19 protein-coding genes are annotated in these 21749 nt (G+C 62.4%); 5 read left to right on the top strand and 14 right to left on the bottom strand.

Features of this window, described 5'->3' with window-relative positions:
• Positions 1-29 precede the first annotated feature (29 nt).
• Complete coding sequence (locus AC57B6_RS31295) at positions 30-728, bottom strand: hypothetical protein (RefSeq protein WP_496422777.1); 699 nt, start codon at positions 726-728, stop codon at positions 30-32.
• A gap of 29 nt (positions 729-757) precedes the next feature.
• On the opposite strand from AC57B6_RS31295, the gene AC57B6_RS31290 reads away from it, so the two are divergent.
• Complete coding sequence (locus AC57B6_RS31290; RefSeq protein ID WP_028197913.1) at positions 758-973, top strand: hypothetical protein; 216 nt, start codon at positions 758-760, stop codon at positions 971-973.
• 527 nt (positions 974-1500) lie between these two features.
• Here AC57B6_RS31290 and AC57B6_RS31285 read toward each other — a convergent pair.
• The 5 genes from AC57B6_RS31285 to AC57B6_RS31265 all read right to left on the bottom strand — a co-directional run bounded on the left by AC57B6_RS31285 (position 1501) and on the right by AC57B6_RS31265 (position 8149).
• Positions 1501-3672, bottom strand: coding sequence for an ABC transporter ATP-binding protein (locus AC57B6_RS31285; protein ID WP_496422776.1), 2172 nt, complete (start codon positions 3670-3672; stop codon positions 1501-1503).
• Positions 3669-4547 carry an ABC transporter permease gene (locus AC57B6_RS31280; protein ID WP_106352509.1) on the bottom strand — a complete coding sequence of 293 codons (879 nt, stop codon included), beginning with the start codon at positions 4545-4547 and terminating at the stop codon, positions 3669-3671. The genes AC57B6_RS31285 and AC57B6_RS31280 overlap by 4 nt, the downstream gene beginning before the upstream one ends.
• Positions 4544-5554 carry an ABC transporter permease gene (locus AC57B6_RS31275; protein ID WP_496422775.1) on the bottom strand — a complete coding sequence of 337 codons (1011 nt, stop codon included), beginning with the start codon at positions 5552-5554 and terminating at the stop codon, positions 4544-4546. The genes AC57B6_RS31280 and AC57B6_RS31275 overlap by 4 nt, the downstream gene beginning before the upstream one ends.
• Before the next feature lie 37 nt (positions 5555-5591).
• Positions 5592-7256: an ABC transporter substrate-binding protein gene (locus AC57B6_RS31270; RefSeq protein WP_496422774.1), complete on the bottom strand. Its 1665-nt coding sequence runs from the start codon at positions 7254-7256 to the stop codon at positions 5592-5594.
• 377 nt (positions 7257-7633) lie between these two features.
• Complete coding sequence (locus AC57B6_RS31265; protein WP_028197908.1) at positions 7634-8149, bottom strand: cupin domain-containing protein; 516 nt, start codon at positions 8147-8149, stop codon at positions 7634-7636.
• Positions 8150-8382: 233 nt separating this feature from the next.
• On the opposite strand from AC57B6_RS31265, the gene AC57B6_RS31260 reads away from it, so the two are divergent.
• A complete protein-coding gene (locus tag AC57B6_RS31260; RefSeq protein WP_183796462.1) occupies positions 8383-9150 on the top strand; it encodes a carbonic anhydrase in 768 nt (255 codons plus the stop codon).
• A 130-nt stretch (positions 9151-9280) separates the two neighbouring features.
• Here the strand turns inward: AC57B6_RS31260 and fusA are convergent, their stop codons facing one another.
• The 4 genes from fusA to AC57B6_RS31240 form a co-directional block, all read right to left on the bottom strand.
• Positions 9281-11386, bottom strand: coding sequence for an elongation factor G (gene fusA / locus AC57B6_RS31255; RefSeq protein ID WP_028197906.1), 2106 nt, complete (start codon positions 11384-11386; stop codon positions 9281-9283).
• A gap of 299 nt (positions 11387-11685) precedes the next feature.
• Positions 11686-12192, bottom strand: a complete 507-nt coding sequence (locus AC57B6_RS31250) for a DUF192 domain-containing protein (RefSeq protein ID WP_028197905.1) — start codon at positions 12190-12192, stop codon at positions 11686-11688.
• Between the two features lie 145 nt (positions 12193-12337).
• Complete coding sequence (locus AC57B6_RS31245; RefSeq protein WP_011489640.1) at positions 12338-12532, bottom strand: hypothetical protein; 195 nt, start codon at positions 12530-12532, stop codon at positions 12338-12340.
• Positions 12533-12986: 454 nt separating this feature from the next.
• Complete coding sequence (locus tag AC57B6_RS31240) at positions 12987-13556, bottom strand: pseudouridine synthase (RefSeq protein ID WP_496422773.1); 570 nt, start codon at positions 13554-13556, stop codon at positions 12987-12989.
• Positions 13557-13895: 339 nt separating this feature from the next.
• Between AC57B6_RS31240 and icd the strand changes: the two genes are divergently transcribed.
• On the top strand, positions 13896-15152 hold the full coding sequence (gene icd, locus AC57B6_RS31235) for an NADP-dependent isocitrate dehydrogenase (RefSeq protein ID WP_028197903.1): 1257 nt from the start codon (positions 13896-13898) through the stop codon (positions 15150-15152).
• A 262-nt stretch (positions 15153-15414) separates the two neighbouring features.
• Here icd and AC57B6_RS31230 read toward each other — a convergent pair whose 3' ends face one another.
• On the bottom strand, positions 15415-15621 hold the full coding sequence (locus AC57B6_RS31230; RefSeq protein WP_007180614.1) for a cold-shock protein: 207 nt from the start codon (positions 15619-15621) through the stop codon (positions 15415-15417).
• A gap of 556 nt (positions 15622-16177) precedes the next feature.
• Here AC57B6_RS31230 and clpS point away from each other — a divergent pair.
• Both clpS and clpA read left to right on the top strand, forming a co-directional pair.
• Positions 16178-16492 (top strand): ATP-dependent Clp protease adapter ClpS, encoded by a 315-nt coding sequence (gene clpS / locus AC57B6_RS31225; protein ID WP_028197902.1) that lies wholly within the window; start codon positions 16178-16180, stop codon positions 16490-16492.
• A complete protein-coding gene (gene clpA / locus AC57B6_RS31220; protein ID WP_020069123.1) occupies positions 16489-18786 on the top strand; it encodes an ATP-dependent Clp protease ATP-binding subunit ClpA in 2298 nt (765 codons plus the stop codon). Before clpS ends, clpA begins: the two co-directional genes overlap by 4 nt.
• A gap of 85 nt (positions 18787-18871) precedes the next feature.
• Here clpA and dut read toward each other — a convergent pair whose 3' ends face one another.
• The 3 genes from dut to coaBC all read right to left on the bottom strand — a co-directional run bounded on the left by dut (position 18872) and on the right by coaBC (position 21649).
• On the bottom strand, positions 18872-19318 hold the full coding sequence (gene dut / locus AC57B6_RS31215; RefSeq protein ID WP_028197901.1) for a dUTP diphosphatase: 447 nt from the start codon (positions 19316-19318) through the stop codon (positions 18872-18874).
• A gap of 14 nt (positions 19319-19332) precedes the next feature.
• Positions 19333-20352, bottom strand: coding sequence for an LLM class flavin-dependent oxidoreductase (locus tag AC57B6_RS31210; RefSeq protein WP_183796463.1), 1020 nt, complete (start codon positions 20350-20352; stop codon positions 19333-19335).
• 82 nt (positions 20353-20434) lie between these two features.
• Entirely contained in the window at positions 20435-21649 is a 1215-nt protein-coding gene (coaBC, locus tag AC57B6_RS31205) for a bifunctional phosphopantothenoylcysteine decarboxylase/phosphopantothenate--cysteine ligase CoaBC (protein WP_030101141.1), read from the bottom strand.
• Between the last annotated feature and the right edge of the window lie 100 nt (positions 21650-21749).

Below are 21749 nucleotides of genomic sequence, written 5' to 3'. Positions count from 1 at the left end.
GTTAGCGACGGGTAGGGCGCGGGGGCCCCCTACCCGGGAATCAGGCCATTGCTAATGCCCGTTTCCTCCGCCATTGCCACCGTTACCGCCGTTGCCGCCACTACCCTTGCCTCCGTGGCCGCCGCCGAAGCCTCCGCCAAAGCCGCCGCCGAACCCGCCACCGAAGCCTCCGTGGCCGCCACCGCAACCGCAGCCGCCGCTCCCGCTGCTGCCGCCGCCGCTGCTGCCACCACCGCTGCTGCCACCGCCACTGCTTCCGCCGCCACTGCTGCCACCGCCGCTGCTGCCACCGCCGCTGCTTCCGCCGCCGCTGCTTCCGCCGCCGCTGCTTCCGCCGCCACTGCTTCCGCCGCCACTGCTTCCGCCGCCACTGCTTCCGCCGCCACTGCTTCCACCGCCGCTGCTGCCTCCGCCGCTGCTGCCTCCGCCGCTGCTTCCACCGCCGCTGCTGCCACCGCCGCTGCTTCCGCCACCGCTGCTTCCGCCGCCGCTGCTGCCACCACCGCTGCTGCCACCACCGCTGCTTCCGCCGCCGCTGCTCCCGCCGCCGCTGCTCCCGCCACCACTGCTTCCGCCACCACTGCTACTACCACCGCCGTTACCTCTACCTCCGCCGCCGGCCGCTCCCGAGCCTGCCGCGCCACCGGCGCCTCCGGCACTATTGCCGCTCGCGCCACTGCTACTGCTGCCGGCACTCGCAGCACCGCTGCTGCTACCGTTGCCGGCATAACGCAAGCACCCTCCAACACTGGTGCTTATGCAATTGCGCGGACTGAACACCACGGCCGCATCATCTGCAGCCGTTGGTTCGTCGGGTGGCGTGCCGGTGGTTGCCGCACCCGCTGCGCCCGCTGCCGCGCCGTCGTCCTGCGCGAGTTGGGTCGCGCTATGCACGCCGCTGGCAGGCAGTGGCGCGTTGGCGGACGCCGTCCACCTGGGGACCGGATCCGTCGACGCCGAATACGCGACCTGAGTGACGAGCAAAGCTACACCTGCCACGATCGCCGCACTTCGCAGAACCCCGCAGTAGTACTGATTGAATTTTCTGGTTTTCATCACGTCTCTCCCGAGGGAATGCCGACACCTCGCTGCCGCCAATTCCCACGCTGACTCCTCGACGACTGGCCTGTCTGAACGCGGGCCGCATCGTCCCCCCGGACTCTGGCTTGCGGATGCAAGTCAAGCATCATCACTGCTTCCCCGGCTGCGTAGCCGGTGCGGCTGACAAGCGCCTTTATGCGTTTCAGCCGTTACCGTCAGGGCACGCTTTTCGTCACGTATCGCTTCTTGCCATGGCGATTCCCAAAAGCGGCGCTTCAGACGTTTTCCCGATCTCTTTGGTCCTGAGTGTCTGGACACTACTTAGCGATATCCATGCCATTACCCGCAAAGCCTTGCGGTGACAGGTGTCGAATAGGGGTGTGTGATGCCGGCGAGGAAAAAACGCATGAAAACGTTTCGGCGATGAAACGCACCGCTGGAAAGCCGCGTTATTGCGCGTTATTCGTTGCGCGCGGCATCTTCCGGGGTGTCTTCCGAACCACGGCCGGTGGCCTTGCCGGTACCGTCGCGCGACGCGGCCTGGAGCGCGCGCAGTTCGTCGACGGGGATATGGCAGCGGATGCGATGCGCGGACGACTGAGTAGAGTCGTCGCCGCCGGCTTCGAGGAAGGGCGGATCTTGCTGCTCGCAAATCGCACCGAGCTTGCGCGGGCAGCGCGTATGGAACACGCATCCGGAAGGCGGCGTGGCGGCGCTCGGCAGATCGCCCGACAGGCGGATGCGGGCGCGGCTGTCGTGGGCGTCGAGCGTCGGCACTGAAGACAGAAGCGCTTCCGTATAAGGATGATGCGGCCCACCGAAGACCGCGGCCGCCGGTCCGATCTCCAGCAGCCGGCCGAGGTAAAGCACCGCGATGCGATCCGACAGATAGCGCACCACATGCAGATCGTGCGAAATGAACACGTAGCTCACGCCGCGCTCGCGTTGCAGATCGGCGAGCAGATTGAGAATCGCGGCCTGCACGGAGACATCGAGCGCGGAGGTAGGTTCGTCGCACACCACCACGCGCGGCTCACCGGCGAACGCGCGCGCGATCGCCACGCGCTGTTTGAGTCCGCCGGACAACTGGCGCGTGCGCGAGCCGAGATAGCGCTCGGGCAAGCGCACGGCGGCCGTCAACGTGGCGAGCCGTTCGTCGATCGCGGCGCCGCGCAGGGCGGTGAGGCGCGACAACGCGCGGCCGATCAGGCGCTTCACCGAATGCGCGCGATTGAGTGCCGAGTCCGGATTCTGAAACACGATCTGCAAGGACTTGACCTGTTCGTCGTTGCGTCGCGTGACGCGCGCGGCGAGTGGCGTGCCGTCGAGTTCGAGCACGCTGCCCGGGTCCGGCGTGAGCAAGCCCAGCATCAGTTTCGCGAGCGTCGTCTTGCCGCTGCCGGATTCGCCGACAAGACCGAGCGTTTCGCCACTGGCGAGGTCGATCGAGACATCGTCGACGGCGCGCAGCGGGGCGCCGGACACGTGGAATGTCTTCGAGAGTTTTTCCGCGCGTAGCACGAGAGAAGGGCGCCCGGCGTTGCGCGCCGCGCCGTCATACAGCGGCAAACCTTCGGCGGCCGCACGCGGCAATTCGGTTGCGCGCTCGTGATAGTGGCAGCGCGACATCTGATCGCCGTGCGCGGCGCTCACGCGATACGGCGGTGGCGCCTCACGGCGGCAACGGTCGTCCGCGAGGCGGCAACGCTCTGCGTAAATGCAGCCTTGTGTGACCGAACCCGGCGAGGGCAGATGGCCGGCGATGGTGTCGAGCCGCTCGCTGTCCTTGCTGCGCCCCGCGCCCGGCAAACAGCGCAGTAGTCCAATCGTATAGGGATGACGCGGCCGGGCGAACACGTCCTGGGTCGCGCCTTCTTCGACCAGCTTGCCCGCATACAGCACGCCGACACGCTCGCACATCCGCCCGATCACCGCGAGATTGTGGCTGATGAACAGCACGGCGGTGCCGAGTTCCGCGCGCAGTTGCGCGACGAGGTCGAGCACTTCCGCTTCGACGGTGGCGTCGAGCCCGGTGGTCGGTTCGTCGAGAATCAGCAGGGCCGGGTTCGAGGCGAGCGCCATCGCGATCACCACGCGCTGCTGCATGCCGCCCGACAACTGATGCGGGTAGCTGTCCATCACGCGCTCGGGCGAGGCGATGCGCACACGCTGCAGGATCTCGACCGTGCGCTGCAGCGCTTCTTCACGCGAGACCCCGGCTGCTTCGAAGGCTTCCGTGACTTGCCGCGCAATCGTCAGTGACGGATTCAATGCGCGCCCAGGGTCCTGATAGACCATCGAAATCGCGTTCGCACGCATGGTGCGCAGCGCGTCGGCGTCGAGCTTCTGCACGTCCTGACCGGCGATGACGATCTTGCCTGCCTTCACCTTGCCGTTGCGCGGAAGATAGCGCAGCGCCGCCATCGCGAGCGTCGACTTACCGCAACCCGATTCGCCGACGAGACCATACGCTTCGCCGCGCCGCACGCGAAACGACACGTCCTGCAACACTTCGCGATCGCGTCCGCGCATCCGGTAGGTGACCGTCAGGCCCACCACGGTCAGCGCATCCGTGCGATCGCTCTTCGACACGTCGAAGGCCGGGAACGAGGCGGGCGGCGGGCCGTTCATCGGTCGAGCACTCCTTGCACGCTATCGGCGATCAGATTCACGCCGACCACCAGCGAGGCGATGGCGCCGGCCGCGAACACGACGGTCCACCACGCGCCGCCCGCCATCAGCGTGTACGACTCGGATAGCGCAAGCCCCCAGTCGGCGGAAGGCGGTTGAATGCCGAAGCCGAGAAACGACAGCGTCGCGACCGCAAAAATGGCATAGCCGAGCCGCACGGTCGCCTCGACGATGATCGGCGGCAACACGTTCGGCAGAATCTCCGCGAACATGATGTACGGCGCGCGCTCGCCGCGTAGTTGCGCGGCGGCGACATAGTCCAGATGCCGTTCGGCAAACACGGCGGCGCGTACCGTGCGGGCGGTGATCGGCGTGAAGGTGATGCCGATCACGAGAATCACGGTGAAGTTCGATGCACCGACCGCGGCGAGCGCGAGCAAGGCGACGATCACGAGCGGCAGCGCGAGCACGGCGTCGATTGCGCGGCCCACGACGTTGTCAACCCAGCCCTCGAAGTAGCCGACGATCAAACCGAGAGCGGTGCCGGCAAGCGTGCCGAGCAGGGTCGCCAAAGGCGCGATGGTCAGAATGTCGCGCGCGCCGACGATCACGCGCGAGAACACGTCGCGGCCGAGCTGATCGGTGCCGAACCAATGCGTGCTGTCGGGCGGCATCAGCGAGTTGAGCGGATCAGACGCATACGGGTCGATCCGCACGATCCATTGCCCGGCGATCGCGCAGACGATCCACCATCCGACGATCAGCACGCCGACCACGAACGTAGGCGAGCGCAGCAGCACGCGCAACTGGTCGAAGCGCGGTTCGCCGGCCGGCCGGGGCGTGGGCGGCGCGGCCGGTGGAACGATGGTGCTCATTCGGCGCTCCTCACCCGCAAGCGCGGATTGAGCAGGACATGCAGCGCATCGGCGACGAGATTGGCGACGGTGTAGACCACACCGATCGTCAGCACGCCCGCTTCGAGCATGGGGAAGTCTTTGGCCTTGGCGGCGTTGTAGATCAACGAGCCGATGCCCTGATAGTGGAACAGCGTCTCGACCACCACGAGACCACCGATCATATAGCCGAGCTGCGTTGCGGCAACGGTGATGGTGGGTAGCAACGCATTGCGCAATACGTGCCGCCAGATCACGATATGACGCGGCAAGCCTTTGAGGATCGCGGTGCGGGTGTAGTCCGCATCGAGTGCTTCGACGGTGCCCGCACGCGCCATCCGCGCGATGTAGCCGAAAAACACCAGCACCAGCGGCAGCACCGGCAAAACCAGATGCCGAAGTTGTTCGAGCACGCTCGCTTCCGGCGGATACGACGCTTCGATCGGCAGCCAGCGCAGCCACACGCCGAACACCAGAATCAGCACAATCGACGAGACGAACTCCGGCACCACGGTGGCCGACAAACCGGCGATGCTGATGGTGCGATCGAGCCAGCGCCCGGCGTGCATGGCCGACCATACACCGCCCGCAATGCCGAGCGGCACGACGACGATAAACGCGAGCAGGCCGAGCCTCGCCGAATGCGCGAGCGCATCGGCGATAAACGGCCCAACCGGCTCGCGGTAGGCATAGGAGATCCCCATGTCGCCGCGCACGAAATGCGAGATCCACCCCACGTATTGCGTCATGAGCGGACGGTCCGCGCCGAGCTGGTGATTGAGCGCGGCGACCGCGCGCGCATCGGCGAGCGGCCCGAGCACCGCACGGCCGATATCGCCCGGCAGCAACTGGCCGCCCGCGAACACGATCGCCGACAGCAGCCACAGCGTGATCAACGACAAACCTAGCCGCGTCGCCAGAAATCGCACGACGCGGCCGGCGTTGCCGCTCGACACCGGGGAAGCGGAAGGGGTCACCGTGGTCGACATCGTGCGCTCCCGTCGAAGCAGTGCCGCGCGCTCGGCATTACGCGCTCAACACCGCGCGATCGAAATAGAGTTGCGCGAGCGCGGTGAAGCGCACGCCGTTCACACCCTTGCGCATGGCGATCAGTTGATCGTAAAAGAACGGGATGATCACGGGCGTTTCGTCGAGCAACAAGGTCTGGATCTGTCCGGAAATTTTCCGCTGCGAACTCAGATCGATCGCCGCGACGAATTGCGCGACCAGTTGATCGTACTGCGGGTTCCGGAAGTGCGCGGCGTTCCACGTGCCGGTGCTGGTGAGCGGCGCGTTCAGGAACACGTTCGGCACACCGCGATGACCGTAATCGGTGATGCCGAGCGGCGAGTCGAGCCAATCCGATTTGCCCGGCGTGCCCGCGCCGTAGTACAGCGACTGGCTTTCCACTTTCAGATTGATGCGCACGCCGATCGCCTTCGCCGCGTTCTGCACGACCACGGCGAGATCGGGAATCTCCATGTATTTTTCGGTGGTCAGCGTGACGTCGAAACCGTTCGGCACACCCGCCTGCGCGAGCAATTGCTTTGCTTTCGCGATGTCGATCCTGCGTTGTGCGACGCCGGCGTCGGAAGACGGAAACACGGGTGCGAACGGACTGTCGTTACCGAGTTGCGCGCGGCCCTTGAACAGGCCCCGCACCAGCACGTCGCGATCGAGCGACAACGCCATGGCCTGGCGTACGCGCTTGTCCTTGAACACCGGGCTGTCGTTGCGCATGTGAATCTGGCGATGCGCGCTCGACTTCACACCGACTGCCTTGTAGTCCGGATTGTTCAGAATGCCGGCGCCTCCCTGCACGGTGAAGGTGCCCATCACGTCGGCCTGATGACCTTGCAGGGCAAGCAATTGAGCCTGTTCGTCGGCATAGAAGGAGAACTGTACGCGTTGCGGTAACGCTTTGTCGCCCCAGTAATCCGGATTGCGCACGAACGATGCGCCCACCTTCGCCTGATACTTTTCGAACTTGAACGGGCCAGTGCCGATGAAGCTCTTTTCATAACCGCCCGCATAGTTCGCGGGCAGGATCACTGCGTTGTAATTATCGGAGGAAACGTAGTACGGGAAGTTGCCGTTCGGAGCATCGAGGTGGAAGGCGACCGTGTGCTCGTCGACCACTTTCGCGCCGCCTTTCGACAGCACACCCTTGAGCACCGACAGCGCCGCCGAACCGCTGGCCGGATCGGCGAGACGATCGAAGGTGGCAACGACATCTTTGGCGGTGAATGCCTGGCCGTCGTGGAATTTGACGTTCGGCCGTAGCTTGAAGGTCCACACGTCGCCTTTGTCGTTCGGCTTCCACGACAAGGCAAGCGCGGGCTTCAGCACGAGCTTTTCGCCGTCGTCGTCGATCAGGAATTCGCCGGTCTGGTTCAGCAGCGCGAGACTCGCGGCATCGGTCACGGTGAGCGGATCGACCGCACCGGCCGGTGTCAGGTGGGCCACGCGGATCGTCTGATTAGACGGAGCGGGCGCGCCTTGTGCGCGTGCGAGCGGCGCGTTCAGCACGCCGCCGCCGGCCAGCGATAGACCGATCACGCCGGCATAGCGTAGCAGCTCGCGCCGCGTGATGCGGCCGGCGATGAATTCGTCGATAGCGTGGTTGCCGTAGGCGTCGGCGGTGCGGCGGGCCAGGTCGAGTCCGGAAAGTCGATCCGCGGGAGTCTTCATCGATGGAGTATCCAGTCCGTTCTGCTGTCGGTTCTGAAGGGCCGCGCTGGATGCGCGCGGCAGGGTAGCGGGTCTGCGATGACGCAACGCGGTTTCAGTGTAAGCGATTGCCCGCGGATTCGGCGCGCCTGCAAGGGCGCGGCGTGCCGGTTTCGCGGATAAAAGGGCCCGCGTGTATCGTCGGGACAACGCTCGATGCATGCTGCGCGGCGCCCGGCGACGGATCGTATGGCGCGAATCCCGCGCGAGACCGATGCCGTAGCGCAGGAAGCGCTGCTGCCACGGCATCCTTACCGATCAGGCCGGTGCCGGCGAGTTGGATTTACCGCGCGCCGGGGGCCACTGGCACGATACGCGAAACGGCGCGAACGGGAGATTCAATGTTCGTGCGGATGCTTGTGAATCGGATCGACCCAGAAGACCGTTTCCGGCGCTTCCACCGCGTCGATGTTCAGATTTACCACCACCGCTTCATTGTCGCTGCGCACCAGCACGCATTCGAGCGGCTCGTCGGTGCTCGCGTTGATTTCCTGATGCGGCACGTAAGGCGGCACGAAGATGAAGTCGCCCGGGCCGGCCTCGGCCGTGAACTCCAGATGTTCGCCCCAGCGCATGCGGGCCTGGCCTCGCACCACGTAGATCACGCTTTCGAGCGCGCCGTGATGATGCGCACCGGTCTTTGCGTTCGGATGGATCGTCACGGTGCCGGCCCAGATTTTCTGCGCCCCGACCCGCGCCGCATTGATCGCCGCCGCGCGATTCATACCGGGCGTTTGCGCGGTGTTGCTGTCGAGCTGGTCGGCCTTGATGACCTTCACGCCGTGCTCGCGCCAGTCGACCGGCGCCGACGGGTGCTCGTCCTTGTAATGCGGGTGTTCGTGATCCTGGCTCATGGTGTGTCTCCTCGTGGGCGGCCGCCCGGGTGATGGACGCGCCGCCTTGCGGCATTTTTGCACGTTCAGAAACAGGCGTGTGGCTCGCCGCTGCGGGTGTTCGCGTTTTCCGAACCCGCCCGGAACCCTTGTCGGTTGTCTCGCACGGGCTGCTTTTACGAGTTGTCCGATAGTGCCGCCCCATGCGCTAACGCAGGCTGGCGCTCTGTCAATTTTTCAAGGGTTTAACCACCATGAAGCAGATTAAACGATTGTCCTGTGGCGCGCTGCTTTGCCTCGCCTTTGCCGCATCCAGCGCCTGGGCCGAAGCCGGCCACGAGTGGGGCTACAGCGGCGACCACGGCCCCGCTCACTGGGGGGAAATCAGCAAAGACTTTCATACTTGCGAAAGCGGCCGCGCGGAATCGCCGATCAATATCGAAAGTGCGAAGAAGGCGCCCGCCGATATGCCCAGGCTGAAAATCAACTACCAGCCGCTGCCGATCGACATTTCCAACACCGGGCACTCCGTACAGTTCAACGCGGCACCGGGCACGGATAGCATTTCGCTCGGCGCCCATGCCTACCAGCTGGTCCAGTTCCACTTTCACGCACCGGGTGAAGAGCGCTTCGCCGGCAAGGCGAGCGTGATGGATGCTCACTTCGTTCACCGCTCCGACGAAGGCAAACTGCTCGTGCTGGCGGTTCAGTTCAAACTCGGGGCGCAAGCCAATCCGGTTATTCAGGCCCTGCTGGATCGTATCCCTCGTGAGCAGGGCGCGGAGCTGATGGCGAGAGGCGTCACGATCAACCCGCTCGATCTGCTGCCGGGGAATCGCGGTTATTACACCTATAGCGGCTCGCTGACCACGCCGCCTTGCTCCGAAGGGGTGACCTGGATCGAGTTCAAGGAACCCGTGACGATCACGCCGCAGCAACTGCACGCGATGGAGGCGTTCTATCACGGCAATCAACGTCCGGTGCAAGCGCTGAACGGTCGCGATATCTGGGACGTTGAGTGATTATTCGCCGCGTGGAGCGTGCCGGTATCCACGACCCCGCGCCGCGATGAAAAAAAAAGCCCGTCCACCAAGGACGGGCTTTTTTGCTTCAGTCCGGGTGGCCGCACATTGCGTGCAGCCACCTCGGCGCTTACTTCTGCTTCGAGCTGATCACGGCTTCCGCGACGTTGTTCGGCGTTTCCGCGTAGTGCTTGAACTCCATCGTGTAGGTCGCGCGGCCTTGCGTGGCCGAACGCAGCGACGTCGAATAGCCGAACATCTCCGCGAGCGGCACTTCGGCGCGCACCAGCTTGCCGCCACCGCCGGCGATGTCTTCCATGCCTTGCACCATGCCGCGACGGCTCGACAGATCGCCCATCACGTTGCCCATGAAGTCCTCCGGCGTTTCCACTTCGACGGCCATCATCGGTTCGAGCAGCACGGGCCTTGCCTTGCGCATCGCATCCTTGAAGGCCATCGAACCGGCCATACGGAAGGCGTTTTCGTTCGAGTCGACGTCGTGGTACGAACCGAAGGTCAGCGTCACTTTCACGTCGACCACCGGATAGCCCGCCAGCACGCCGGCCTTCAGCGTTTCCTGAATGCCCTTGTCGACCGCCGGAATGTACTCGCGTGGAATCACGCCGCCCTTGATCGCGTCGACAAACTCGTAGCCTTTGCCTTGCTCCGACGGTTCGAGCGTGATCACCGCGTGGCCGTACTGGCCACGGCCGCCCGACTGCTTGACGAACTTGCCTTCGACATCTTCGACCTTGTTGCGCACCGTTTCGCGGTAAGCCACCTGCGGCTTGCCGACAGTCGCCTCGACGCCGAACTCGCGCTTCATCCGGTCGACCAGAATTTCCAGGTGCAACTCGCCCATCCCGGAGATGATCGTCTGACCGGATTCCTCATCCGTCTGCACGCGGAACGACGGGTCTTCCTGCGCGAGACGATTGAGCGCGATGCCCATCTTCTCCTGATCGACCTTGGTCTTCGGCTCGACGGCCTGCGAAATCACCGGTTCCGGGAAGATCATCCGTTCGAGAATGATCACGTGCTGCGGATCGCACAGCGTGTCGCCGGTGGTCGCTTCCTTCAGGCCGACTGCCGCGGCGATGTCGCCCGCGTAGACTTCCTTGATTTCCTTGCGCTCGTTCGCATGCATCTGCAGGATCCGGCCAAGGCGCTCCTTCTTCTCCTTGACGGCGTTGTAGACGGTATCGCCCGAATTCACCACGCCCGAATACACGCGGAAGAAGATCAACTGGCCGACGAACGGGTCGGTCATGATCTTGAAGGCGAGCGCCGAGAACGGATCGGTGTCGGTTGGATGACGCTCGATTTCCTTGTCGTGCTCGTCGTGACCGGTAATGGCGGGCACGTCGACGGGCGAGGGCAGATAGTCGATCACCGCGTCGAGCATGGCCTGCACGCCCTTGTTCTTGAACGCGCTGCCGCACAGCATCGGCACGATTTCGTTGGCGATGCAGCGCGCGCGAATGGCGTGCTTGATTTCCTCTTCGCTCAACGTCTCGCCGCCGAGATACTTGTCGAGCAGTTCTTCATTCGCTTCAGCCGCGGCCTCGACCATCTTGTCGTGCCATTCCTTGGCGGTGTCGGCGAGTTCGGCCGGAATATCGCGATATTCGAACTTGATCCCCTGGTTCTCTTCGTCCCAGTAGATCGCTTTCATCTTCACCAGATCGACCACGCCCTGGAAGTGTTCTTCCGCGCCGATCGGAATCTGGATCGGCACCGCGACGCCCTTCAGGCGGTCGCCGATCTGCCGCTGCACACGGAAGAAGTCCGCGCCCACCCGGTCCATCTTGTTGACGAACGCGATGCGCGGCACCTTGTACTTGTTCGCCTGGCGCCACACGGTTTCGGATTGCGGCTGCACGCCGCCGACCGAGTCGTACACCATGCACGCGCCGTCGAGCACGCGCATCGAGCGTTCCACTTCGATCGTGAAGTCGACGTGGCCCGGGGTGTCGATGATGTTGATCCGGTGTTCGGGGTAGTTGCCGGCCATGCCCTTCCAGAAGGCGGTGGTGGCCGCCGACGTGATGGTGATGCCGCGCTCCTGCTCCTGTTCCATCCAGTCCATCGTCGCAGCACCGTCGTGAACCTCGCCGATCTTGTGGGTCACGCCTGTGTAGAACAGGATGCGTTCGGTGGTGGTGGTTTTGCCGGCGTCGATGTGAGCGCTAATGCCGATATTCCGGTAGCGCTCGATGGGAGTCTTGCGGGGCACGTGAACCTCCTTGAAATGGCGCGCCTGAAACGCTTGCCGGGCGGCAATCTGTGCTGCCCGGGGAGCCTTGGATGCTGCTTTGCCAAGAATACTAGGATAGCGCGTCGGCCCGTCTTTTGCAGGAATCTTGCCAGCTGCGTGTGACGGCCTGCTGGCATGGCTCCCGGCGCGGGGCCGGAGATGGCATGGCCTGCTTCGCGCGGAACGCAAAAAAAAGCCGGCACCTCGTGAAAGGCACCGGCTTTTCCGGAAAGCGGCCGCTCGAGGAGCGGCGGAGTGGCGGCGCGCGTTTAGCGCGTTTATTGCGCGGCCGGCAACCCCTGGATTTTCATCCCCGGTTTGATGCCTTTCGACGAGAACCAGCCCTTGCTCATTTCCAACGCATACACGCCGTTGTTCTTCGGGCAGTGATTGTTGGTCGTCTCGGCCTGCATTTCGTCGATATCGGTGACCGTGCCGTCGGCGCGCATGAAGGCGATCGACAGCGGGATCAACGTGTTCTTCATCCAGAAGCAATGCACGGCGTTTTCATTGAAGACGAACAACATGCCTTCATTCGGCGCGAGGGTCGTGCGATACATCAGGCCTTGTTCGCGGTCGGCGTCATTCGCGGCAACGGCGGCGTCGATCACGAACATGCCCGCCGTCAGCTTCGCGCGCGGGAAGTCGCCGGGTTGCTTCGCGCCGGCCGGCATCTGTTGCGCGTGAGCGGGAGCAGCGGTGGTCGCGGCGAACGAGATCGCCGCAAGCGGCAGGGCAACGGCAACAGCGAAACGCGCAATCAACGAGCGCATGGGAAATCGCACGGCATGACTCCTTGCTGGAAATTAACCCGCGAATGTTACGCGAGCGCGTCAAAAACAAAAAGGCAGATCGCCTTGCGGTGATCTGCCTTTCAACGCCGTAAGAACGGCAATGAAGCGTGTTCTTGACTGCGTTTTTACAACAAACTTACTCCGAAGCGCCCGAAGCTGCAGCAGCTGCTGCTGCCTTCTTGTGCGACTTCTTGTGAGCGTGCTTCGTGGTCTTCTTTGCCGACGAAGCTGCTGCTGCCGGAGCTGCCGAAGCTGCTGCCGGTGCCGAAGCTTGTGCGAATGCTGCCGTTGCGAAGAGGCCAGCGACCAGAGCGGCGATCAGTTTGTTCATTTTGTAAATCCTCAGCTTGAGTTAATTAACCAAATGACCCGGTTATATGTAGAGTCATGTCGGTAAACGTGCCATCCACCTTTCGGTTGACAGCCGCATCGAGATTTTTTTCGACGCGTCTGTTTAGCGTTCAGACTCCCTGTACTCGCCGCGTGAGCGGCTTGTGCAAAGGCCCTTAAGGCTGAATGCCGGATAGCTTCGGGCGGCATCTGCGTCGAATAACGCGTGAGCTCGCGCACCGGTTGACGTGTTTTTTGTGGAAAATTTATATGCGGATGCGCTGATGCAAATGAGTAGCCGCGCAGTGATCGCGGAAGCAATTGTTTCACGCGTTTTCAGCTTGGTTTCACGCGCTATTTTTGTTTGCGGATACAACGAGTTAGCTTTTTTATCGCCGGTCAGAATACAAACTTGATGCCGGAGCGGCGCCGGCATGGCGTGCAGGTGAACCGTTTCAAACCATGCCTTCCCATGGCGCCTTCAGCGGCAATTCGACACTCTCTCCGGGCTGCAGCCCGAGCGCAAAAATATCGAGTGCGCCGATGCCCGCGCGTACAAGACGCAGCGTCGGAAATCCGACCGCGGCAGTCATCCGACGTACCTGGCGGTTCTTGCCTTCGGTGATCGACAACTCGATCCACGTGGTGGGAATCGCGGCGCGGTAGCGGATCGGCGGTGTGCGGGCCCAGAGCGATCCGCCTGGCTCGACGTAATCCGCACGACAGGGCCGCGTGACGTAATCGCCGAGATCGACGCCGCGCGCGAGCTTCTTCAACGCGGCATCGTCGACTGCGCCTTCCACTTGTGCCCAATAACGTTTGACCAGTTTGTGGCGCGGTTCGGCGATGCGCGCTTGCAGCGCGCCGTCGTCGGTGAGAAGCATCAGCCCTTCGCTATCGGAGTCGAGCCGGCCCGCTGGATAAACGCCGGGCACCTTCACCCAGTCGGCTAGCGACGCGCGCGTTTCATGCGGCGAGAACTGGCAAATGGTGCCGAACGGTTTGTTCAGGGCGATAAGTCGCATAAGGGAATCGGTGAAGGTCGGCTGGCGCCGGCTGCGGCGGTGGCGTGCCGCTCAAGCCGGAAGAGATGCTGGCCCAATGGTAAATCGCGGAATAGTAATGCATAATCGCTTGTCGCAAGTCTTATGTCTTATATAAGACATAAGAATAAAGCACCTTGCCGCTTTGATTTTCGACCATGTTGGAAAACCCCGAGCCGCGACGGCCTCGTTGCCGCGTCGGCGTGGGCTAGAATAGGCGACCAGGCCGCTCGCGGGCGTCCGGCATTGCGCGCAGCGAGGAGCACCCAGTTTCCGCAGTCTCCCCATCAGCTTTCAGCACAGCCTTCACTGGAGTCGATCATGCCGTATCAGCACATCAAGGTTCCGACCGGTGGTGACAAGATCACTGTCAACGCAGATTTCTCGCTCAACGTTTCCGACCAGCCGATCATTCCGTATATCGAAGGCGATGGAACGGGCCTCGACATCACGCCGGTGATGTTGAAAGTGGTGGATGCCGCAGTAGAAAAAGCGTACGCGGGCAAGAAGAAAATCCACTGGATGGAAATCTACGCCGGCGAGAAATCGACCAAGGTGTACGGCCCGGACGTGTGGCTGCCGGAAGAGACGCTGCAGGTGCTGAAGGAATACGTTGTCTCGATCAAGGGTCCGCTCACCACGCCGGTTGGCGGCGGCATCCGTTCGCTGAACGTTGCGCTACGTCAGGAACTCGATCTGTATGTTTGCCTGCGTCCGGTGCAGTACTTCAAGGGTGTGCCTTCGCCGGTGCGTGAGCCTGAAAAGATCGACATGGTGATCTTCCGCGAGAACTCGGAAGACATTTATGCCGGCATCGAATGGCCTGCCGGCTCGGAAGACGCGAAGAAGGTCATCAAGTTCCTGCGCGAGGAAATGGGTGTGAAGAAGATCCGCTTCCCGGAAACCTCGGGGATCGGTGTCAAGCCCGTGTCGCGCGAAGGCACGGAGCGTCTGGTGCGCAAGGCGATCCAGTATGCGATCGACAACGAGCGCCGCTCGGTCACGCTTGTGCACAAGGGCAACATCATGAAGTTCACGGAAGGCGCATTCCGCGACTACGGCTATGCGCTGGCGCAAAAGGAATTCGCGGCGGAGCTGATCGACGGCGGTCCGTGGATGAAGATAAAGAACCCGAAAACGGGTGGCGACATCGTGGTGAAAGACGTGATTGCCGACGCGTTCCTTCAGCAAATCCTGCTGCGCCCGGCCGAATACGACGTGATCGCCACGCTGAATCTGAACGGCGACTATGTTTCGGACGCGCTGGCCGCGCAAGTCGGCGGTATCGGAATTGCACCGGGTGCAAATATGTCGGATTCGGTCGCCATGTTCGAAGCCACGCACGGCACGGCGCCGAAATACGCCGGCAAAGACTATGTAAATCCGGGTTCGGAAATTCTCTCGGCCGAGATGATGCTGCGTCACCTGGGCTGGACCGAAGCGGCGGATCTGATCATCAAATCGATGGAAAAGTCGATTCTGCAAAAACGGGTCACGTATGACTTCGCGCGCCTGATGGAAGGTGCGACGCAAGTGTCCTGTTCGGGCTTCGGCCAGGTGCTGATCGAAAACATGTAAGCGATTCGCGCCGGTTTGCCCGGCTTGAATTCAAAACCCCGGCGCCGTGAGGCGGCCGGGGTTTTTTGTATGTTCGTTATCAGGTGGAGATCGAAAGCGTTCGGAAAGGAAGTTCGGTGTCCAATATTTGAGACATTCAATCAACCCGCATCTCGAACCGCAACAACGATTCGCATTCAAAATGCGCCTCAAACTGGAAAGCGCCGCCCCAAAAAGAAACCCGGCACGGAGCCGGGTTTCAAAGGACGGGTAACGAACAGTTTCAGGCAGGTGCCTGGATGTTCGATGCCTGTTTGCCTTTCGGGCCTTGCACGACCTCGAAGGTTACTTTTTGACCTTCCTTGAGGGTCTTGAACCCATTCATCTGGATGGCCGAGAAGTGTGCAAACAGATCCTCACCACCTTCGTCAGGCGTGATGAATCCGAAACCTTTTGCGTCATTGAACCATTTGACCGTACCAGTTGCCATTCCAACTTCCCCTGTAACTCATGTCACTACCACGAGCCCTCGAAAAGCTCGACGGCCGCATGATGCAGCCGCTCCCTCCTCACAAGCTCACCAACGGCATTTTTTCGAAATTATGGCGCAGTGAAAAAAGTGCCAGCTTGATTGTTGAGGCTCTTTATTCGAGTGTCAAGAAAATTTTGAGACGTCGTTGTCGTGTTGCAAACAGGCGTTTCCAGGGTTTTTCCCGCTTTTATTTTCTTATGTGCGGTTGCCCAAGCGTGGTGTCTTGAAAAGTCGCATAATCGACTCACATGCTGTTCTGCGGGTGGCAGAACCTACCGATGCAGCGGGGCGAGCAGCTTCAGCCAGTACCGGCAGGTTGTGCGATACTCGATCCGACTGCGGCGCAGCACGACTGCGACGCTTCACAGGATAGGGGCCGGCTCCGCAATCGGCTCGTCGAATGACGCAGCGCCGTGGGGGTAATTACCCATAGGCGGTAGCGAACGGGCTCACCGGCCGGTCGGCCGGGTTTTGACAGGATTGCGGGCCTGTCCTAGTTGTTTAGAATGGGTGTATGGCGATTATCCCGGACAAGCAGGACAGCACCGTACTGGAGCGGCAGGAGAAAAAGCTCAAGCCGCCATCCATGTACAAGGTGGTGCTGCTGAATGACGACTTCACGCCAATGGAATTTGTCGTGATGATCGTGCAGGAGTATTTCAATAAAGATCGTGAAACCGCAACGCAGGTCATGTTGAAGGTGCATCGCGAGGGCAGGGGAGTTTGTGGGGTCTATACGCGGGACATCGCGTCGACCAAAGTCGAGCAAGTCGTTACCCACGCACGGCAGGCCGGGCATCCGCTGCAGTGTGTGATGGAGGAAGCATGATTGCCCAGGAACTGGAAGTCAGCCTGCACATGGCGTTCATGGAAGCACGCCAGGCGCGGCACGAGTTCATAACGGTCGAACACCTGTTATTGGCTCTGTTGGATAACCCAACGGCGGCCGAGGTGTTGCGTGCATGCGCGGCCAATATCGAGGATCTGCGCCAGAACCTGCGCAACTTCATTCATGACAACACGCCGACCGTGCCCGGCACGGACGACGTCGACACGCAGCCCACGCTGGGTTTCCAGCGTGTGATCCAGCGTGCCATCATGCATGTTCAGTCCACCTCGAATGGCAAGAAGGAAGTGACCGGCGCGAACGTGCTGGTGGCGATCTTCGGCGAGAAGGATTCGCATGCGGTGTACTACCTGCAGCAGCAGGGCGTGACGCGTCTGGATGTGGTGAATTTCATCTCGCATGGCATTGCGAAGACCAGCAGCACGGACGCCGCGAAAGCGAGCGACGCGAATGCCGAGTCCGACGAAGCCGCCGCGCAGAAGGAAACCCCGCTCGCCCAGTTCACGCAGAACCTGAACCAGATGGCGAAAGACGGTCGCATCGATCCGCTGATCGGGCGCGAGTCGGAAGTCGAGCGCGTCGTGCAGGTGTTGTGCCGCCGTCGCAAGAATAATCCGCTGCTGGTCGGTGAGGCCGGTGTGGGTAAGACCGCGATTGCCGAAGGTCTCGCGTGGCGCATTACGCGCGGCGAAGTGCCGGACATTCTGGCGGATGCGCAGGTGTATTCGCTCGATATGGGCGCGCTGCTCGCCGGCACCAAGTATCGCGGCGACTTCGAACAGCGCCTGAAGACGGTCCTGAAGGAACTGAAGGAACGTCCGCATGCCATTCTGTTCATCGACGAAATTCATACGCTGATCGGCGCGGGCGCCGCGTCGGGCGGCACGCTGGATGCATCGAATCTGCTGAAACCGGCGTTGTCGTCGGGCACGCTCAAGTGTATCGGCGCGACCACCTTCACGGAATATCGCGGCATCTTCGAAAAAGACGCGGCCCTGTCGCGTCGTTTCCAGAAAGTCGACGTGACGGAGCCTAGCGTCGAGCAGACGGTGGCGATCCTGCGCGGTCTGAAGTCGCGTTTCGAGGAGCATCATGGCGTGAAGTACTCGTCGGGTGCGCTGTCGGCCGCAGCTGAGTTGTCGGCGCGCTTCATCACGGATCGTCATCTGCCGGACAAGGCGATCGACGTGATCGATGAAGCCGGCGCGGCGCAACGCATTCTGCCGAAGTCGAAGCAGAAGAAGACGATCGGCAAGAACGAGATCGAAGAAATCATCTCGAAGATTGCTCGCGTGCCGCCGCAAAGCGTGTCGCAAGACGATCGCAGCAAGCTGCAAACGCTCGATCGCGATCTGAAGAGCGTGGTGTTCGGGCAAGACCCGGCCATCGACGCGCTGTCGGCCGCGATCAAGATGGCGCGTGCGGGTCTCGGCAAGCTGGACAAGCCGATCGGCGCGTTCCTGTTCTCCGGCCCCACGGGCGTCGGCAAGACGGAAGTGGCGAAGCAACTGGCGTTCACGCTCGGGATCGAGTTGATCCGCTTCGACATGTCGGAATACATGGAGCGTCATGCGGTGAGCCGGTTGATCGGCGCGCCGCCGGGCTATGTCGGCTTCGATCAGGGCGGTCTGCTGACCGAAGCGGTGACGAAGAAGCCGCATTGCGTGCTGCTGCTCGACGAAATCGAGAAGGCGCATCCGGACATCTACAACGTGCTGCTGCAGGTGATGGACCACGGCACGCTGACGGACAACAACGGCCGCAAGGCGGATTTCCGCAACGTCATCATCATCATGACGACGAATGCGGGTGCCGAAGCGATGGGCAAGTCGGTGATCGGCTTCACGAATCGTCGGGAAACCGGCGACGAAATGGTCGACATCAAGCGCATGTTCACGCCGGAGTTCCGTAACCGTCTGGACGCCACGATCAGCTTCCGTGCGCTCGATGAGGAAATCATCATGCGTGTGGTCGACAAGTTCCTGATGCAACTGGAAGATCAGTTGCACGAGAAGAAGGTCGATGCGCTCTTTACCGACGCGCTGCGCAAGCATCTCGCCAAGCACGGTTTCGATCCGTTGATGGGCGCGCGGCCGATGCAGCGTCTGATCCAGGACACGATCCGTCGTGCACTGGCCGACGAGTTGCTGTTCGGCAAGCTGATGAGCGGTGGCCGTGTGTCGGTCGACGTCGATGCGGAAGACAAGGTGCAGTTGACCTTCGACGAACACCCGGCGCCGCGCAATCCGAATCCGGAAGCGGTCGAAGTCGAGTAAGTTTCAGGCGTTACAGAGGCAGGCAAAAAAACGGCGCGGGTTCGATCCCACGCCGTTTTTTTATGTCTGTTCGAAGGGGCTTCGACTAGTGCTTGCCCGTGCTGCCGAACCCGCCCGCACCACGCTCGCTGCTTTCGAAATCGTCGACGATATTGAACTCGGCTTGGACCACCGGCACGATCACGAGTTGCGCGAGGCGCTCCATCGGATTCAGCACGAACGTGGTCTCGCCGCGGTTCCACGTCGAGATCATCAGTTGACCCTGGTAATCCGAATCGATCAGGCCGACCAGATTGCCCAGTACGATCCCATGCTTATGACCTAGACCCGAACGCGGCAGAATCAACGCTGCGTAACCCGGATCGCCGACGTGAATCGCCAGACCTGTCGGCACCAGCGCGGTTTCGCCCGGCTTCAGCGTCAACGGTTCGTCGAGACAGGCACGCAGGTCGAGGCCCGCGCTGCCGGTGGTGGCGTACGCCGGGAGTTGATCGCGCATGCGCGCATCGAGAATCTTCAGGTCGAGTTTCATGCAGGTTCGAAGGGTTAGGGAGTGGAGGCCGGGCGTCCGAGCTGGAACGCGTCGGCGAGAAGTTCATAGGAGCGCAGCCGGGCGCGATAGCTGCCCGCTACGGTGAGCACAATCAGTTCGTCGGCCTGGAACTGCGCCTGCAAGTCGTGCAGCCGCTCCGTGACGGTTTCCGGCGTGCCGATGATACTGCGCGGTTTCTCACGGTCGATGACGAGACGCTCGCGTTCGCCGTATTCCTGAGCGATGCCTTGTTCGACGGTGGGAATCGGTGCGTTCAGACCGTAGGCCATTTGCACGCGGCGCAGGTCGACGGCCTTTTCCAGATCGGCCGCTTCCTGCTCGGTGTCCGCGCAGATCACGAATACGGCGGCGGCCAGATACGGCTGCTGCGCCTCCAGGCTGGGTTTGAAACGATCGCGATAGGCATGCGCCACCTGGTGTCCGAAATGCGCGTTGATGAAATGCGCGAACGCAAAGCGGATCCCGAGTTGTGCCGCCAGCAAGCCGCCGAATTCACTCGAACCGAGCATCCACAGTTGCGGGCGCGTGGCGATCTGCGGTTGCAGCAGCACGCCGTGCGCGAGGTGATCCTCGGGCAAGCTGCCATGCATCAGGCCGACCAGATCGGCAACCTGCTGCGGGAAAATGTCGCCACGATTGTAGGCGCCGGCCGCGACCGCCTGAGCGGTGCGCATGTCGCCACCGGGCGCGCGTCCCACGCCCAGATCGATGCGATTGGGAAACAGCGCCTCGAGCATCATGAATTGCTCGGCGACCTTGAACGGGCTGTAGTACGGCAGCATCACGCCGCCGGAGCCCACGCGTATGCGTTTGGTGACGCTGCCGAGGCGCGCCAGCATCACCTCGGGGCAGGGATTCGACACGCCGCGCAAGCCGTGATGTTCGGCGCACCAGTAGCGCGTGTAGCCGAGATCGTCAGCCAGTTGCGCGAGTTCGACGGTGGCGGCGATGGCGTCCGCCACTGAGTGCCCGTCGATCACGGGCGTTTGATCGAGCACGGAAAGTAGCGTCATGTCAGTACTGCTCCAGATACAGATAACTTGCTGCGCAGAAGGTGCTCGCGGTGAAGCCGGCGTGCGCCGCCCGCGAGCGGCCTTAGCGGATCAGACTTGTGTCGGGCAGACGCCTTGCAATTTCCACGATCAAGGCGCGCGCGAGCGTCTGCTTGTCGGCGCGCGGCAGCTTTGTTGCACCCCCTGCTTCGAACAGGATGACCTCGTTGTCGTCGAGACCGAACGTCAGCGGGCCGAGGTTGCCGATCAGCAGCGGTACGTTCTTGCGCACGCGCTTTTCTTCGCCATGCACTTCGAGATCGCCGCTTTCCGCAGCAAAGCCGACGGCGAAAGGCGGATGCGGCAGCTTGGCCACCGACGCCAGAATGTCCGGATTCTCGACGAACGTGAAGGTGGGCAGTGCGCGATCGGCGGTCTTCTTGATCTTTTGTTCGCTGGCGTGATCGACGCGCCAGTCGGCCACCGCGGCCACGCCGATAAAGATGTCGGCGTCCGCCACTGAGCGCATCACCGCGTCGTGCATTTGCTGCGCGGTTTGCACGTCTTCGCGGAACACGCCCCACGGCGTTTCCAGCGCGACGGGGCCGGCGATCAGATGGACCTCGGCGCCCGCTTGCTGCGCGGCGCGTGCCAGTGCAAAGCCCATTTTGCCGCTCGAACGATTGGTGATGCCGCGCACCGGATCGAGCGGCTCGAAGGTCGGGCCGGCGGTCAGCAACACGCGACGGCCGGACAGGATCTTGGGCGAGAAGAACGACGCGATTGCTTCGAACGTGGCGGCTGCTTCCAGCATGCGCCCGTCGCCGATTTCGCCGCACGCTTGCGGACCCGAATCGGGGCCGAGCACTTCGATGCCGTCCGCGCGCAGTTGCGCAACGTTGCGTTGGGTCGCCGGGTTTTGCCACATCTGCCGGTTCATCGCCGGCACGACCAGCAGCGGACAATCGCGCGCGACACAGAGCGTCGAGAGCAGATCGTCGGCCATGCCGTGTGCGAGTTTGGCGAGGAAGTCAGTCGAGGCGGGCGCGATGACGATCGCGTCGGCTTCACGCGACAGATCGATGTGCGCCATATTGTTCGGCACGCGCCCGTCCCACTGACTTGTGTAGACGGGCCGGCCGGACAGCGCCTGCATCGTGACGGGGGTAATGAATTGGGTAGCCGCTTCGGTCATGACGACCTGGACCGTCGCGCCGGCCTTGGTCAACAGACGCGTGAGTTCGGCGATCTTGTAGCAGGCAATGCCGCCCGTCATGCCGAGGACGAGGTGTTTTCCTGCGAGTTCTGCGGTTGCCAACGAAAGCCTCCGACAAAGCGTGGTGGCGGGCAGCGGTGCGGGTGCCGCGCCGTTGGCCGCCTACGAATCGGCGCGTAAGCGCTCATCTGAGCCCAACTAA

This window comes from Paraburkholderia sp. BGA-UO-ETr-F12 (assembly GCF_059567945.1).
The sequence above is the reverse complement of the archived record's forward strand: the minus strand, read 5'-3'. Positions and strand labels throughout refer to the sequence as shown.